Origin of the sequence: Vibrio sp. MMH1-50 (genome assembly GCF_022347645.1) — a bacterium.
Lineage (GTDB): Bacteria > Pseudomonadota > Gammaproteobacteria > Enterobacterales > Vibrionaceae > Vibrio > Vibrio harveyi.
Window position 1 is genome coordinate 61,146 of the sequence record NZ_JAKRGG010000012.1, and the last position, 14,640, is coordinate 75,785.

Annotated in this window: 13 protein-coding genes; 4 read left to right on the forward strand and 9 right to left on the reverse strand. The window is 43.0% G+C overall.

The window, feature by feature from the left end; all coding sequences use genetic code 11:
• Window positions 1-22: 22 nt before the first annotated feature.
• Together MHO32_RS11670 and MHO32_RS11675 are read right to left on the reverse strand one after the other, a co-directional pair.
• Window positions 23-1,042 carry a TerC family protein gene (locus MHO32_RS11670; RefSeq protein WP_005441878.1) on the reverse strand — a complete coding sequence of 340 codons (1,020 nt, stop codon included), beginning with the start codon at window positions 1,040-1,042 and terminating at the stop codon, window positions 23-25.
• Window positions 1,043-1,571: 529 nt separating this feature from the next.
• Window positions 1,572-3,314 (reverse strand): bifunctional metallophosphatase/5'-nucleotidase, encoded by a 1,743-nt coding sequence (locus MHO32_RS11675; protein ID WP_239212043.1) that lies wholly within the window; start codon window positions 3,312-3,314, stop codon window positions 1,572-1,574.
• A 346-nt stretch (window positions 3,315-3,660) separates the two neighbouring features.
• Here MHO32_RS11675 and MHO32_RS11680 point away from each other — a divergent pair, with 346 nt between their 5' ends.
• Window positions 3,661-5,295 (forward strand): DUF2813 domain-containing protein, encoded by a 1,635-nt coding sequence (locus MHO32_RS11680; protein ID WP_005451741.1) that lies wholly within the window; start codon window positions 3,661-3,663, stop codon window positions 5,293-5,295.
• 127 nt (window positions 5,296-5,422) lie between these two features.
• Here MHO32_RS11680 and MHO32_RS11685 read toward each other — a convergent pair whose 3' ends face one another.
• The gene (locus tag MHO32_RS11685; RefSeq protein ID WP_005451739.1) at window positions 5,423-5,902 is read right to left on the reverse strand and encodes a DUF1097 domain-containing protein; all 480 of its coding nucleotides are present in this window, start codon (window positions 5,900-5,902) and stop codon (window positions 5,423-5,425) included.
• A 296-nt stretch (window positions 5,903-6,198) separates the two neighbouring features.
• On the reverse strand, window positions 6,199-7,104 hold the full coding sequence (locus tag MHO32_RS11690; RefSeq protein WP_005441888.1) for a LysR substrate-binding domain-containing protein: 906 nt from the start codon (window positions 7,102-7,104) through the stop codon (window positions 6,199-6,201).
• A 286-nt stretch (window positions 7,105-7,390) separates the two neighbouring features.
• On the opposite strand from MHO32_RS11690, the gene focA reads away from it, so the two are divergent.
• Entirely contained in the window at window positions 7,391-8,842 is a 1,452-nt protein-coding gene (gene focA / locus MHO32_RS11695) for a formate transporter FocA (protein WP_005451736.1), read from the forward strand.
• Window positions 8,843-8,953: 111 nt separating this feature from the next.
• On the opposite strand, the gene MHO32_RS11700 is transcribed toward focA, so the two are convergent.
• The 3 genes from MHO32_RS11700 to MHO32_RS11710 form a co-directional block, all read right to left on the reverse strand.
• Window positions 8,954-9,523, reverse strand: a complete 570-nt coding sequence (locus tag MHO32_RS11700; RefSeq protein ID WP_005451734.1) for a YceI family protein — start codon at window positions 9,521-9,523, stop codon at window positions 8,954-8,956.
• Complete coding sequence (locus MHO32_RS11705) at window positions 9,520-10,059, reverse strand: cytochrome b (protein ID WP_239212045.1); 540 nt, start codon at window positions 10,057-10,059, stop codon at window positions 9,520-9,522. The genes MHO32_RS11700 and MHO32_RS11705 overlap by 4 nt, the downstream gene beginning before the upstream one ends.
• 174 nt (window positions 10,060-10,233) lie before the next feature.
• Entirely contained in the window at window positions 10,234-10,476 is a 243-nt protein-coding gene (locus MHO32_RS11710) for a DUF2164 domain-containing protein (RefSeq protein ID WP_009696700.1), read from the reverse strand.
• Between the two features lie 130 nt (window positions 10,477-10,606).
• Here MHO32_RS11710 and MHO32_RS11715 point away from each other — a divergent pair, with 130 nt between their 5' ends.
• Window positions 10,607-11,239 carry a hypothetical protein gene (locus tag MHO32_RS11715; RefSeq protein ID WP_239212058.1) on the forward strand — a complete coding sequence of 211 codons (633 nt, stop codon included), beginning with the start codon at window positions 10,607-10,609 and terminating at the stop codon, window positions 11,237-11,239.
• A 197-nt stretch (window positions 11,240-11,436) separates the two neighbouring features.
• Complete coding sequence (locus tag MHO32_RS11720) at window positions 11,437-12,225, forward strand: EAL domain-containing protein (protein WP_047515751.1); 789 nt, start codon at window positions 11,437-11,439, stop codon at window positions 12,223-12,225.
• A 30-nt stretch (window positions 12,226-12,255) separates the two neighbouring features.
• On the opposite strand, the gene MHO32_RS11725 is transcribed toward MHO32_RS11720, so the two are convergent.
• Window positions 12,256-13,509, reverse strand: coding sequence for a DEAD/DEAH box helicase (locus MHO32_RS11725; RefSeq protein ID WP_017819590.1), 1,254 nt, complete (start codon window positions 13,507-13,509; stop codon window positions 12,256-12,258).
• Between the two features lie 75 nt (window positions 13,510-13,584).
• The gene (locus tag MHO32_RS11730) at window positions 13,585-14,181 is read right to left on the reverse strand and encodes an acyl carrier protein phosphodiesterase (protein ID WP_009696702.1); all 597 of its coding nucleotides are present in this window, start codon (window positions 14,179-14,181) and stop codon (window positions 13,585-13,587) included.
• Between the last annotated feature and the right edge of the window lie 459 nt (window positions 14,182-14,640).

Consider the following 14,640-nt stretch of genomic DNA (forward strand, 5'->3'; position numbering starts at 1 on the left):
GGATTTTGAATTTACAAAATACTTAAGAGTTTTGATTAGTAATTTTAACGCTAGAGCTATTGGTTTCTTTGTTCTTATAGATAGAAGCAATAACCGCTGTCGTCATCACTGTCACTAGGAAAGTTAATGACCAAACCGTTGGGATTTCGTATTGCGTACCAACCAGTAGCATCTTCACACCAATGAACATCATGATCACTGACAGCGCTGGTTTTAGGTACACAAACTTGTCCAACATTGCTTGCAGTACAAAGTACAGAGAACGTAAACCAAGCAGAGCGAACACGTTAGCTGCTAATACCAAGAACGGTTCACGCGTTACCGCAAAGATTGCAGGGATCGAATCCAGTGCGAACATCACGTCCATCACTGCAATCACACCAACAACGATCAGCATTGGCGTTGCAACCCACTTACCTGCTTGTTTCAAGATCAAGTGGTTACCTTGATACTCTTCTGTCACTGGTAAGAATTTACGAATGAACTGCTCAGGGTATGGGTTCACCTCTTCTTCTTCGCCTTTATCTCGCGCCAGTTTAATACCAGTCCAAATTAGGAATGCTGCGAATAGGTAAAGCACCCAATGGTATTGAGCAAGTAATTGAGCACCTACTGCGATCATGATTGCACGTAGAACTAACGCACCAATCACACCCCACAATAGAGCGCGTGGACGCAAATGCTCTGGCACCTTGTATTGCGCAAAGATGATTGCGAACACAAACAAGTTATCGACACTTAACGATTTCTCAAGCAAGTAACCAGTTAAGAATGATATGGTCGCTTTTTCGTGTGTATAAACGCTATGAGGCGCGTAATAATCCCAAAAGAAATAGATAGAGCCTGCAAAGACAAACGCTAATAAGAACCAGAATACGCTCCAACCAATTGCTTTTTTCATGGTAATCACGCCGCCACGAGTCTGATAGATATCGAGAGCGACTAAAACCAAAGTAAATAGGCCGAATACACCGTACATTGTCAGTGATTCTTGCAGTGGAACAGACTGGGATAATTGGGTGGTATTTTCGATAAGAGACATGCTTCCTCCCATGCGGAAGGACATTATTCGGGCTGACCTTCCGCAAACAATACAAACCAGCAGTCACATTACCCATGTGTCTGCTAGCCAATGAATGCGTTGGTCTCGTTGAAGTGATCACGTGATGAATCAAGTGACACCTTTATTTACCGGATAAGCTGATGCTTAACGAGATGACGATAAATAAACTTGCGCTAACTACTCCCCAAACGCCGCCATCATACCCCTGCTTGCGTCGATCTCCAACAAAAAATCGTTATCGATAAAAACAAAGTATTTTGTGAAGAATGTTTATCAACATCATGAATTCAAGCCGGTTCAGATACAAAAAAGGAGCACTTATGCGCCCCTCATTTGTTGAATAGTCGATCTTTAAAAACCAGTTAGCGGTACAAAGTAAACCAGTGTTGACCAAACTGCGACCCAAGCAACGACAACCGCTGCGTCAGCCCAATCTTTTTTCCACATACTCTCTTCCCTCTTCATCGCATGTGCATTAGGGAGTGAGCAAAAAAGATACCAATAACGGTTATTGATTCTTCTGCGAGTAAAGTTTGTGACTTTGGTTCAAACAGTTTGGTTCGTCCGTTAGTAGTTCAACAAAGCAATCTGCCATGGAAAGATTACTTACAAAGCCTTCACCTTTCATATCCAGCAACGCTTCATAACCTTCTTTACCTTTCATAGTATAAGCAGACGAAGTACCACGGTACCAAAGCTCATCTTCCATCTCACACCAACGCTTACCATCAAAAATTTCTAGTTTTTTAATGCGTTGTCCTTTTGGCGCATCGGCTTGATATTCAAAGTTCAAATTATGTGTGTATGGGTAGCTGCCAGAACCAGTGCCTTCAACACCATTGTTAAGTGCATTATTGATCGCGCCTTCCAATGCTAAACGAACAACTTTGCCTTGTACGTCATAAAAACCGATAGGAACGGCAAATGGCAACAATCGTCCGGCAACGTCTGCCACGGTAATATTTCCCGGATTGAGAGAAGTACGCACACCTCCCGCATTATGAATGGCAAATTGAACCTTGTGCCCACGCTTGTTAAGCGCATACAAGAATGAATGCGCTACTGCTGGAGCAAGTTCGCTTCCGCCAAATTCGTCAGGAATACGTACATGGCGCTTCTTCTCTGCCACATTTGCAATTACTTGTGATTGAAGCTTACGCACTCTTGGGATGTACTTATCATTTAAGATCGCTTGTGTCTCTGGGTGCTTTTTACAAACAACTACGTTTGGTTGACCATGAATAAAGTCACACGCTTCTTCAAACACACCTTGGTCAAGCTGCTCATTTAGTGTCGAATCCCAGAAAATGCGTCTTCCGAGTAGCAATTCATTTTGACCACTTAACATGGTCGCGGTGCCATTTTCATCAAATTCAAGAACACAATGCCCCATGGTTAATGCGTGATAACCAGCTTGAACGACATAAGTATCGTTTACCTTGACGCCATATGGGTCATCTTCGCCTAAGCCAATAGCGGTAAAGTTACCTTGTAACCTATGACTGTGACCACCGACTATGATGCCAATGCCATCCACTTGAGCTGCAAGCTCGAGATCCCCTTCATAACCTAAGTGGCTCAAAAGGATGATGTTTTTAATACCCGCTTGGTGGATGTTTTCAACAGTATGTTTTGCTGTTTCTATTGCAGAGATAAATGGTGTGTCGGCATCTGGGTTGGCAATATCGCTCATCTTGTCGATAGACAAACCAAAGATGGCAACTTTCTCTCCGTGAAATTCTTTCACCAGATATTGCGCGCTTTGAGTCTCAGTGTCGAAGCTCAATACGTTATCGCAATCGCCCATGCGGTGATCTTTAGTTGGCAATTCATTGGATAAGTCCCAGTTGCCTGCAAGCAACGGGAAGCTGGTGCGCTGACAAAAAAGAGCAACGGGTTCATTACCCATATCAAGTTCATGATTGCCCAGAGCCATCGCATCGATGTTAAGCGCGTTTAATAGGTCGGCGTTTGCTTTGCCTTTGAATAACGAGAAGTACAGAGTGCCCTGAAAACAGTCGCCAGCGTGTAAAAACAACATGCCCTGACCTTGACGTTGGGCATCATCACGAAGCTGTTCTACGCGTGTTGCGATACGTGAAAACCCACCAGCGCTCACGTAAGGCTCTAGTGTGCGTTCGTTATCAATATTGAGTTTTAGCTGTAATGACGTTGGCTCAAAGTAGGAATGAGTGTCATTGATGTGTGCCAGTTTGATTCTGACTGGCTTATGATTTTTATTCATTGTCATCTTCTCTCTTTTCATTCCGAAATGCCTAAGTGACCTCAAGACGCAGTATTCAGAGCGATGTCGCTGAACTAAGCATCTCGAGGTTACTTGGACATCATTATTAGAACTGAATCATGACAGAATCATGAATTTTATGAAACAGAGAAATTGTCATTTCATTTTTACGTGATCAAGATTCATCTTGCGTACAAGTTTGAAAGTGACTTTACGCCTAAACGGTCTCTATTCATAGGATGAATGCTCTTAAATTTGTGAACTGAGCTTAACTTGCCATGATCAATTTCATATATGCTTATGAGGAGCAAAAGAACTCTCGATAATTCAAATAATTGCAAGGAGGAGTGAGATGAGACTAGAACGCATCGAAATCTCTGGGTTTAGAGGCATTAAACGCCTTTCACTCTCTTTTGACGAACTGACGACCTTAATCGGTGAGAACACTTGGGGTAAATCCTCCCTACTCGACGCCCTGTCTCTCGCCTTACCTGCAGATGGCTCTCTCTATCAATTTGAAATGACGGACTTCCACGTCGACTATTCCATCTCGCACCCACAAACACAGCATCTTCAAATCGTACTCTGTTTTAAATCTCAAGATAAACAAGAAGTGAATGCTGGACGTTATCGTCGCATTAAGCCTACATGGTGCATCAACGAAGACAACGAACACGTCATTTATTACCGTTTAAGTGCCAGTAGAGATGGCCACCACATCACAACCAAGTACGCATTCTTGGACTGTGATGGCGAAGCGAAGCAACTGCATCATGCAGAGAAACTCGCAATTGAACTGATGACCCTTCACCCAGTAATCCGATTACGCGACTCACGCCGTTTCCCCGAACCCAATCACATTAATGGTGACAACAAAAATGCTCGTATAGAAAAACGCATTAATAATACCTGCCGTCGCCTGTTTGCTATGCCTGGTCATGTGAACAAAGGTGAAGTTCGCAGCAGTCTTGATTCAATGCACACGTTAGTCGAGCACTATTTTGCATTCCGAAGCGTGAAGAAAGGTCACCCGAGAAAACCGCGAGACGGTCTGTTCTATGCCAGCCCTTCTGCTGAAAAAGGGTTATCGCAGTTTTTGAAAGAGACGAATAACAAGCAAACTCGCTTACTACTTATGGGATTGTTAAACGCGTACCTACAAGCCAAAGGTCCGACAGACTTAAGACGTTGTGCACGTCCCATCTTGATCATTGAAGATCCAGAAGGTCGTTTACATCCTACTCATCTATCCCGCGCTTGGAGCTTGTTGCAACTGCTTCCGATGCAGAAGATTCTCACCACAAACAGTGCCCGTTTACTCGGCTCTGTACCGTTGGCATCGATTCGTCGATTAGTTCGTTTGTCAGATCGAACCATTGCAAAGTCACTCAACACAAACCGCTTTAGTGTCGACCAACTCCGTCGGATTGGCTTCCACATTCGTTTTCATCGTGCTGGTGCCCTATTTGCTCGTTGCTGGCTATTGGTTGAGGGTGAAACAGAAGTTTGGTTATTTAACGAACTGGCACGTCAATGCGGGTATGACTTAGCGGCAGAAGGCGTACAAATCGTTGAATTTGCCCAGTCTGGGTTGAAGTCTCTGATCAAAGTCGCCAAAGAATTTGGGATAGATTGGCACGTCGTCACTGACGGAGATCCTGCGGGTAAGAAATACGCTCATACAGTAAGAGCGCATTTGGATAACGACCAAGAACGCCATCGCTTAACGGAATTACCTGACAGAGACATCGAGCATTTTCTCTATAACAATGGTTTCGAACTTTTCTTTAAGGACATTATCAAAGTTCCTCATGAGCACCCAATCCCAGCAAAGAAAGTCGTAAATCGCGTTCTGAAGAAACAAGCAAAACCCGATCTCGCCTTAGCGATTGTCGCTCATTGTGAGGAGCGAGGTGTAGATTGCATCCCTGTGCTACTGCGCTGGACGTTGAAACGTGTCGTTACCATGGCAAACGGAAACACCTAACAAGCGTATAAATAAAAAAAAGCACACCAACCTGGTGTGCTTGTATCAAGAATCAGTAATTTTGATTAACTGTATTGAGCGGGATAAGTCTCAACACACAGCGGATACAGATAAGATCGGGGGTTCACTACTGTACTTGCTCAGCGAGCGAAGAAGTAGCGGCTGATTTCGCATGTAACCAAAGTCCTGTTGCTTTCATTAAGTAGCCAAACACGCCACCTAAAATCAGCGATGGCACTACAAGTTGCCAATTGCCGTCCGCAGCAAAAGTGGCGCATGAGCCAATGAAAGTGCCAGGGATGTACGCTAGCCAAGCTTGTTTCGCTTGAATACACATAAAGAACGCAACTACAGCAGTAATTACATAACCGATAATCTCTACACCTACGTAAGTTGAACCGTAAATGATTACCAACGCCCAAAATACGCCTGTCATATTGGTGATCAAACTTTCTGCTAGCCCTTTTAAGCCACTTGTCGGGGATGCAAAGTAACTTGTACAGCCAAGAAAGCCTGCCCAAGACAACAGACCAAGGGAGATAGCGATCCAGCCCCATACGCCAGAGAGAATGCCAGTTGTAATTGAAATTGCTAAAAGTGTGGTCATGGTATTCTTACCCGCTTGACTAGTTTCGTACCACTTGGTTCGAAAACTGCCTTCATACATTGAAATCAGGCAGTCAATACTAGGCACATCCCTCATTGACTTCGGTGATCAAGATCGCATTAACACCCTATAACGTTGCATGTTTTACACGTTAAATTTGACGCAACCGATAAATCAACAGATTTCGAAAATAACAAAATCACAATAAATTGGGCAAATAAGTAATAGATGACAAAAAAGGCCCTGCACAATGCAGAGCCTTTACTAAGATGCGATCATTTTGTTTCGAATATTGCTTAAAGCACTGAAGGTTTGCCTTTCATCATGCGTAAGCCTTCACGTTTGATGCAGTCAACCAATGGGTTTTCCGCCATATCAGCACGCCATATGAACGATAATGTTCGATCCATCTTCAGATCAGGTACGTTCAGCGCAACCAAATCACCAGCTTCAATGTAACGTTCTACATCAAGATAAGGCAGGCACGTCAAATACTGACCATTGGATACCAAGCTTCTTAGAACTGGAACGTGTTCGTATTCACGCCACACGTCCAAATCTTCAATAAGATGGTGAATCGAACTATCAAAAATCTTGCGAGTACCAGAACCATGTTCTCGCAACACCCATTTAGCTTGTTCAAGTTGAGCTAAACTCACTGATGAGTTACGCGCAAATGGATGGTGGGACGCTGCGACTACAGTAAGATGGTCTCGACACCAAATCTCTTGGTGTAAACGGTTATCGTCACAGCGACCTTCAATCACGCCCAGATCGTATTTGTAATCCAAGACACCATCGATGACGGCCTGAGTACTCTGTACGCCTAAGGAGATACGCATCTCTGGAAAATCATTATCAATGATACTGATAAGGTCAGGAACTAGGTGTTCTGCAGGTGTTTGACTCGCGCCTAATCGAATGTGTCCACTCAACAAGTGTTGCTCGTAAAAACCCATTTCAATTTGTAGCGCGTCTTGCAGTAAACGCTTTGCTTTTGGTCTTAACCACATCCCCCAATGTGTTAAAGCCATTTGTTTGCCTTGCCTTTCAAATAAAGGTCTACCAAGCATTTTTTCCAACTGAGCAAGCGACATGCTCGTCGCCGATTGTGTCAGAGCCAGTTTATCCGCGGCCTGGCTTACACTGCCGGTATCTGCAACAGCGTCAAAAACCGCTAATTGCTTAAGTGAGTAGCGCAAAGTGTCCTCCCTAATTGGCGAGTATTCCCCATACTCTCGCAACCCAAAAATACATGCGTCGATACGCAATGAGGTTCATTTTACCTGCCTTTAAGAACTTATCAAATAATTTGATGACGATTCTAAATATTATCAATTTTACCTGTAGCTCTGACCTGCTTAATCTGGATATGCGGTTCGGGAACACCGCAACAAAAAACAATAACACCTTCTCTTTCGAGTACAGAAAACGTCTCGATTTCATTAACCAAGGAGTTCATATGGAACCACAGACTAAGGAGTCATTATGGCGGTGACCAGCTCTCAAAATATCCAGTATTTCTCTCCAAAAGAAATGATGGCTGAAGCTGAGAAGTTTGCACTTAGTAAAGCAAACAAAACCAGCGGCATGACACTGGGTTTGGCAATTATGGCAGGCGCATTCATCGGTTTAGCATTCTTGTTCTACATCACAGTGACAACAGGTAGTGCGGATGCAGGTTGGGGTCTTAGCCGTCTTGCTGGTGGTTTAGCATTCAGTATGGGTTTGATACTCATCGTCATTTGCGGTGGTGAGTTGTTTACCAGTTCAGTGCTTTCGAGCATCTCATGGGCAAACAAACAAATCTCATTCGGCAAAATGTTGTCGATTTGGGGCAAGGTTTATGTAGGTAACTTCATCGGTGCAATGTTTTTACTTGCATTGGTAAGTGCGGCGGGCTTGTACCAAATGGATGCAGGTCAATGGGGCTTAAACGCACTCAACATCGCACAGCACAAACTACACCATACATTGGTACAAGCTTTTGCATTAGGCATTTTATGTAACTTATTGGTTTGTCTTGCAATCTGGCTGACATTCAGCTCGGCAAACGCTATGACCAAAGCAGCAATGACCATCATGCCAGTCGCGATGTTCGTTAGCAGTGGTTTTGAGCACTGTGTGGCAAACATGTTCATGGTACCGCTAGGTATCGTTATCGCAAACTTCGCACCGGAATCTTTCTGGACTGCGGTTGGTGTACCAGCTTCTCAATATGCAGATTTGAATGTCGGTCACTTCATCACTGCAAACCTAATTCCAGTGACTCTAGGCAATATCGTTGGTGGTGCAGTATTGGTTGGTTTAGCTAACTGGTGCATTTACCGTCGACCAGAACTTAAAGCAGCAAAAGTTGCATCAATTACAAACACTACAACACTCACGTCAGTTAAGGAACGCACTATGAAAAACGCATCGATTGTAAAAGAGATCATGAACCCGAGCCCAGTTACTCTGAGCGTAGAAATGCCAGTATCAACTGCACTAGATACCCTGTTGGACAACAATCTAATCAGTGCTCCTGTTGTTGACATTGAAAACCGTTTGGTTGGTTTCTTCTCAGCACACGACGTAATGGTTGAATTATGGTGCCAAGATTACATCCCAGCTCAAGAACAAAAAGTTGTCGATTTGATGAGCCGTGACGTAGTAGCAATTGATGCAAATGACCGCTTAGTCGACGTTGTTGAGTTCTTATGTATCGATAAAGAACAACTTTACCCAACGACGAGCATGGGCATGGCGACTCGCTTTACTTCTCTTTCTTTAGAAGAACGCGCGAAAAGTATCAAAGTAAGCAAGCCTCAAGTGCTGCCTGTACTAGAAAACGGTCTGATGGTTGGCGTGGTGACACGTAGTGAAGTTCTTAAAGCTCTTCGTCCGGTATATGGCGAGCGTCTAAACCTAGTTGAAGATAACGTTCTAGAAACAGCATAAAACTATTACAACTAGCAACTAGCAACTAGCAACTAACAACAAAAGTTGGCACCAATAAAAAAGCGCTCTATTTAGAGCGCTTTCTTTATTTATACACACAAGAGCAAGAAATTACTTCTTAATACCTTCGATGTGCAATTCCATATCAACGTAGCTCGATGAGCCCATTACAGGGATTTCGAAATCAGCAAGCTCAAGACGGGTTTGACCAATGAAGCCCGCACGCTCACCACCCCATGGGTCGTTACCCGCGCCAACAAATTCTGCTTCGATTGTGATTGGCTTAGTGACACCGTGAAGAGTGAGGTCACCTGTTACATCTAGCTTACCGTTGCCTTTGTCTACAACTTTTGTACTCTTAAACGTCGCTTCGCTGTATTTACCTGCATCGATGAAATCACCGCTACGGATGTGTTTATCACGCTCTGCATGGTTTGAATCAAGGCTAGTTGTATCAACCACTACGTTTACTTTCGAATCAGCAATGTTGTTTTCATCAAAAGAAAAGTCACCAGAAAATGTATTAAAACGACCTTTGATGAAACTGTAACCTAAGTGGCTTACTTTAAAGTTAATAGATGCGTGAGCGCCTTTCGTATCGATAACGTAATCTGCAGCGTTAGCACCAAACGGTAGTGCCATAGCGATTGCTAGTCCTGTAGCGAAAAGTGACTTTTTCATTTTGAAGCTCCTAACATTTTTCTTAATGTGTTGTCTTTATCGATAAAGTGATGTTTTAGTGCAGCTGCAGCATGCAAACCAGCCATTAGGATTACAGCCCAAGCTGCATAGAAGTGAATTTCACCCGCAATATCTGATTGACCGGGAAATAACTCCCCTGCGCCTGGTACCGTAAACCAATTAAAAACTTCGATACCGCGACCATCAGATGTTGAGATGAGGTAACCTGAAATAAAGATAGTGATGAGCAATAAGTACATCACACCATGTGCCGCCTTTGCTGCAGCCACTTCATAAGGTTTACCTTCTACTTTTGGTGACGCCGTCACATGTTTCCACACGATGCGAACCAAAGTAAGTATTGCTAATAGAATGCCCACAGAGCGGTGATAATGTGGCGCCGTACGATACCATTCGCTGTAGTAGCTAAGGTCGACCATCCACAAACCCACAGCAAACAAACCGATGATGCAAAGTGCTGATAACCAATGCATAAATCGTGCAGGTAGGTTGTAGTTCTTTACCAGTGTTTCCATCTCACGTTCCTAGATATGTTCCTAAGTTGATGTTGAGCAAGAAACACAACATTAACTTATTTACCTTGTATGAAACAGATTATTTACCATCCTTTACATCTAACCAATATTGCTTGTTAAAACATCTTGTTCGAAAAATTTGAAGGAACTTAAAATCGTTTGTAAAACGTAAACTTAGATCTGAACTTCTTGTTCTATTTCATACAGTTCATCGCTCATTTCTAACATACGCCGTTCAATTACTGTTTTTGCATCTTCAATCCCTTTGTTGTAATAGATCGGTGCGAGTTTTTCTGTGATGAAATCAATCAAAAATTCGCTGTCAAATTGCCCGATTTCAAGACTCAGTTCGTCCTGCATGTAATCTTGAATGGCTGTCGCCAATGTTTCTTTTTGTGCTCTTTCTAGTTTGATCATATTTTACCTACGGAACTCTATTCTCAATTTTGATGTTTAGATCAAGAAGTTGCCTATCTAAATTAGTCTATCCTAAAAGGACTATGCTAACCTTTCGCCGTTCATATTGTTAACCGTTAAGGGATATTCTTTGCTACTCGACTTAGTCATTCAAAGTGTCAATGATTTTCAGGACGATTGTCTCAAACTGTGTGAGAAGCATTATCCTGCGGTACATAACCAAGGTATGAGTGAACACCATCTCGGTCTTGCATTTGCACGACGTATGGAGCACACATTTCGTCACTTTGGTTACAGTAGTATCATCAAACCAATGGAAGTACTTGATGCCCCAGATTTACCTCACCATTATCGCATCTCATCTGAAATTGGTACGGTCTGGGTATTAAGCCATCATATGGTCAGTGCAGGCAATTCATGCCGCGAAAACCTACTTTCTTCTATCACTGAATGGCAAAGTGAGTACGGCTATGCATTACAGCCGAATGACTTACTATTTTTGGTGAGCGATCATTGGATCAGCCGTAGTAAAACCAGTCGAGAATTATTACATTGGTGGATGGGTGAGCTACCTGAGCCAATTAATGAATATACCGAGCAAGGCATCACATTGTTTACCAGCGAGTCACAGCTTACCCATTCCCTGGATACGCGCTTTGGTATCAGCCCTTGCTACATTAAATTTGGACATCCTTTGCGCCGCTCAAACAAGCAACAACTGGTCAGAAAGTACCTTCAACTGTACGCGGTTTTACAGTGGTAACATCAAATTGCAACAGGTAGATTATCAGCCTATTCATCTATTTGTTTGAGGCTGATCGATATTTCCATTCAATACAAGCTAACTCTCTTGCCTTGACCCCTTCAGCACAATTAGATTCGACTTACTGAAGTAAAACTAGATGCACAACAATCAGTTAGGCATCAGTGAAAGTATCTTGGTCTAGGTTACAAACAATAATGATGAGTATCTCGCAGCTACTGGGCTGCATTTCAAAACAATTAGATGGACAATACGTCGCACAATATAAGCAACTGACGTTGAGAAGCGTATTTCAACCCATCTATCAGAAAGATCTTTCTATCATCGGTCTTGAGGCGCTGGTACGTATCAGCAATCAAGATGGGCTCATGATTAGACCAGACCAATTCTTCCACTCAACGAGCATCCCCAGTGAAGATCAAATCAATGTTGAGCGCTTAAGTCGACTCATTCACATCAGCAATTTCGGTCAGTCCAAGTTTAGCAATAAAAAGCTGTTCTTAAATGTCTTACCAAAAGCAGCTGAGATGCTGGCAAAAGACGTGTCTTATAGTAATTTGCTAAATCAATCCATCATCGAAGCCGGCTTGCGCCGAAAGCAAATCGTCATGGAGTTAGTTGAACTTGATGCAAGTGATGAAAACTTCCTCTACAAAGCTACGAAAGAGCTCAGTGATAATGGCTATATGCTTGCCATTGATGATTACGGAATTGATGCCTCAACGATTGAGCGCGTTAGATGCGTAAAACCGAACATCATAAAAATAGATCGATCGTTGCTATTGAGGTACGAAAATGGCGACTTTTCGTGTTTGATGGAAGCACTCTCGCTAGCGAGAGATGTGAACTCAAAAACCGTTATTGAAGGAATTGAAACCGAGCATCAACTTAACTTAATGAAAAAACTCGGTTTCGATATGTATCAAGGCTACTTATTAGCGATGCCTCAAACGCTTGAAGCGTACCAAGAAGCAAAGACTGCGTAATCAAGGTTATTGATAATCGCAATCACCTTTTTATTTTCGGTTTTTTCCGCGGTTTTTATGGATTGCCAGTTTTGCCTTCATCTTACGTTTTTCAGCAGAACGACTCTTGCGACGACCACCACTATTACGCTCAGGTTCAATTTCTTCTATTAAGCTTGGTTCAAAGCCTTCTAACCACTCTTGCGGTAAGCGTTGGTCAAGCAGGTTTTCAATGGCGTGCAATAGATACTCTTCATCACGACTCATCAAAGAAACCGCAAGACCAGATTTACCCGCACGTCCCGTACGACCAATACGGTGAACGTAGTCTTCCGCCTTAAATGGCATATCGAAGTTAACGACTTGCTCAAGTTGTTGAATATCTAAACCGCGAGCGGCAACATCAGTTGCAATTAATGCACGTACTTTACCTTCTTTGAACTCGTCAAGCGCACGTTGACGAGCACCTTGAGATTTATCTCCATTGATAGAGACCGCTTTAATGCCATCCAGTTTAAGCTCTTTAGCCAATTCGTCACTGCCTTGCTTAGTCTTGGTGAATACCAATACCTGCTGCCAGTTACGTGAACCAATTAAGTACGCTAGCAGTTCGCGTTTACGCTTCTTATCGACTGGGTAAACCATTTGTTTCACTGTTTCTGCCGTCGTATTTGCTGGTGATACTTCCACCTCGACCGGAGAATCCATCAATTTGTAAGCAATGGTTTTAATGCGCTTCTCAAACGTCGCTGAGAAAAGCATGGTCTGTTTCGTTTGTGGTAAACGACGAAGGATACGTTGCAGATCAGGCCAAAAACCCATATCCAACATACGATCCGCTTCATCCAAAACAAGGATGCCTGTTTTAGAAATGTTTACGTTGCCATTAAACAAATGGTCAAGTAGGCGCCCCGGTGTTGCGATAAGGATGTCTGCGCCCTCTTCAAGCTTTTTCTTTTGTACGCCAATACTCGTGCCACCGTAAACACACACTATTTTAAGATCAGTATTTGCTGAGTATTGCGTGAGGTTGTCCATCACTTGCTGAGCCAGTTCTCGAGTCGGCACGAGAATCAGTGCTTGCGGCGTGCCATTACGTTTCTGTTGCTGAACAGTCTGGATGATTGGCAAGCCAAATGCCGCAGTCTTACCTGTACCAGTTTGTGCAGCGGCAAGCAGATCTTTACCTTCCAGCACGTGTGGAATCGATTTTTCCTGAACAGGAGTCGGCGTAACAATATTCAAACCACCTAGGGTCTCAACCAACGGTTGTTCAATGCCAAGATCAGCGAAATTAACGGACATGATAAACCTCTTAATTTTTGGAGCGCAGAGTTTACCAGAGCGCCTTTGGGCATACTACCTTTAGCAGTCAATGCGTTATGAATTAATTAGCTGTTGATGATACTCAGCAGATTGACTCAACACATCTCGATACAGCGCAGCAAACTTCCCTTCCAATTGTTCATATTCATTATCCAGAACCTCAAACGTCGTCGTGAGGTCTGCCATACGCGGCGTTCTTTGCGACATCCGATGAAGGGCAAATTCGATGTTTTCTAAGTATTGATAAGACTGCAACCAACCACCACTCCACATACGACTATGTAACAACAAAAATCGTGGAGGCAGTTGTTCTGATATTTGTTCATTCACTTGAAGATAAGCATATTGAACAAAGGAATCTAAAGATTGCTCGCTAAATGAATACCAATGCTTGGCTAAACAGTGGTCCCAAAACATATCAAGAGCGATAGGTGCAAAGCGTCGTGCAACGCCAGTAAAGTGTGGTTTGCATTCTTCGACAATAGCGTGGTGATCGGTGATACGATCCACAAAACGATGGAGTTTAATACCATTGGAAATATCAGCTTGATATTGCTTGCTTGGATCTCCCTTTACGAAATCTCCAAGCAAGTTTCCCATTAAATGGCTATTACAGTGATCTGCAATATGCAGGTGGGCTAGAAAGTTCATTAGACGCTGTGAGTGGCCTTTTGGCTCGTCTTACATGAACTTAGTATAACGTCTGTAGTGACGCGGTGAGAGTACTAATTGTACTTATTCGGCTTCTTCTTCTGAGCCAATGTAGTCCGACAAGATAATACCGATTTCGAGTGCATCAAGCATCTCTAGGCATTCGTCGTTTTGGTATTGGTCGCTCATTGTGACCTCCTTTGTTTTACATCTCCTGAAGCATTCATGCTTCGATTCTACTGCCATAACTTCTTCTTTATCGATGACAGCAACTCCTTTTTATAGCCTTTATATGACACATTCATGACAGCGAAAAGTAAAGTTTTGGAAAGCTATGACAGAAATCATAAGTAAACGTTTGCGGTCAATATTCCCAAAAAACCAGACACCAACGTCAAAGCACTACCATTTCATATGCATGCAATTGTCAGATTTTAATTAGTTTTCTGTCATTAATGG

Coding starts and splice junctions, on each gene's coding strand:
- MHO32_RS11670 (WP_005441878.1), bottom strand. CDS start 1,042: ATGTCTCTTATCGAAAATACCACCCAATTATCCCAGTCTGTTCCACTG.
- MHO32_RS11675 (WP_239212043.1), bottom strand. CDS start 3,314: ATGACAATGAATAAAAATCATAAGCCAGTCAGAATCAAACTGGCACAC.
- MHO32_RS11680 (WP_005451741.1), top strand. CDS start 3,661: ATGAGACTAGAACGCATCGAAATCTCTGGGTTTAGAGGCATTAAACGC.
- MHO32_RS11685 (WP_005451739.1), bottom strand. CDS start 5,902: ATGACCACACTTTTAGCAATTTCAATTACAACTGGCATTCTCTCTGGC.
- focA (WP_005451736.1), top strand. CDS start 7,391: ATGGCGGTGACCAGCTCTCAAAATATCCAGTATTTCTCTCCAAAAGAA.
- MHO32_RS11700 (WP_005451734.1), bottom strand. CDS start 9,523: ATGAAAAAGTCACTTTTCGCTACAGGACTAGCAATCGCTATGGCACTA.
- MHO32_RS11705 (WP_239212045.1), bottom strand. CDS start 10,059: ATGGAAACACTGGTAAAGAACTACAACCTACCTGCACGATTTATGCAT.
- MHO32_RS11710 (WP_009696700.1), bottom strand. CDS start 10,476: ATGATCAAACTAGAAAGAGCACAAAAAGAAACATTGGCGACAGCCATT.
- MHO32_RS11720 (WP_047515751.1), top strand. CDS start 11,437: ATGATGAGTATCTCGCAGCTACTGGGCTGCATTTCAAAACAATTAGAT.
- MHO32_RS11725 (WP_017819590.1), bottom strand. CDS start 13,509: ATGTCCGTTAATTTCGCTGATCTTGGCATTGAACAACCGTTGGTTGAG.
- MHO32_RS11730 (WP_009696702.1), bottom strand. CDS start 14,181: ATGAACTTTCTAGCCCACCTGCATATTGCAGATCACTGTAATAGCCAT.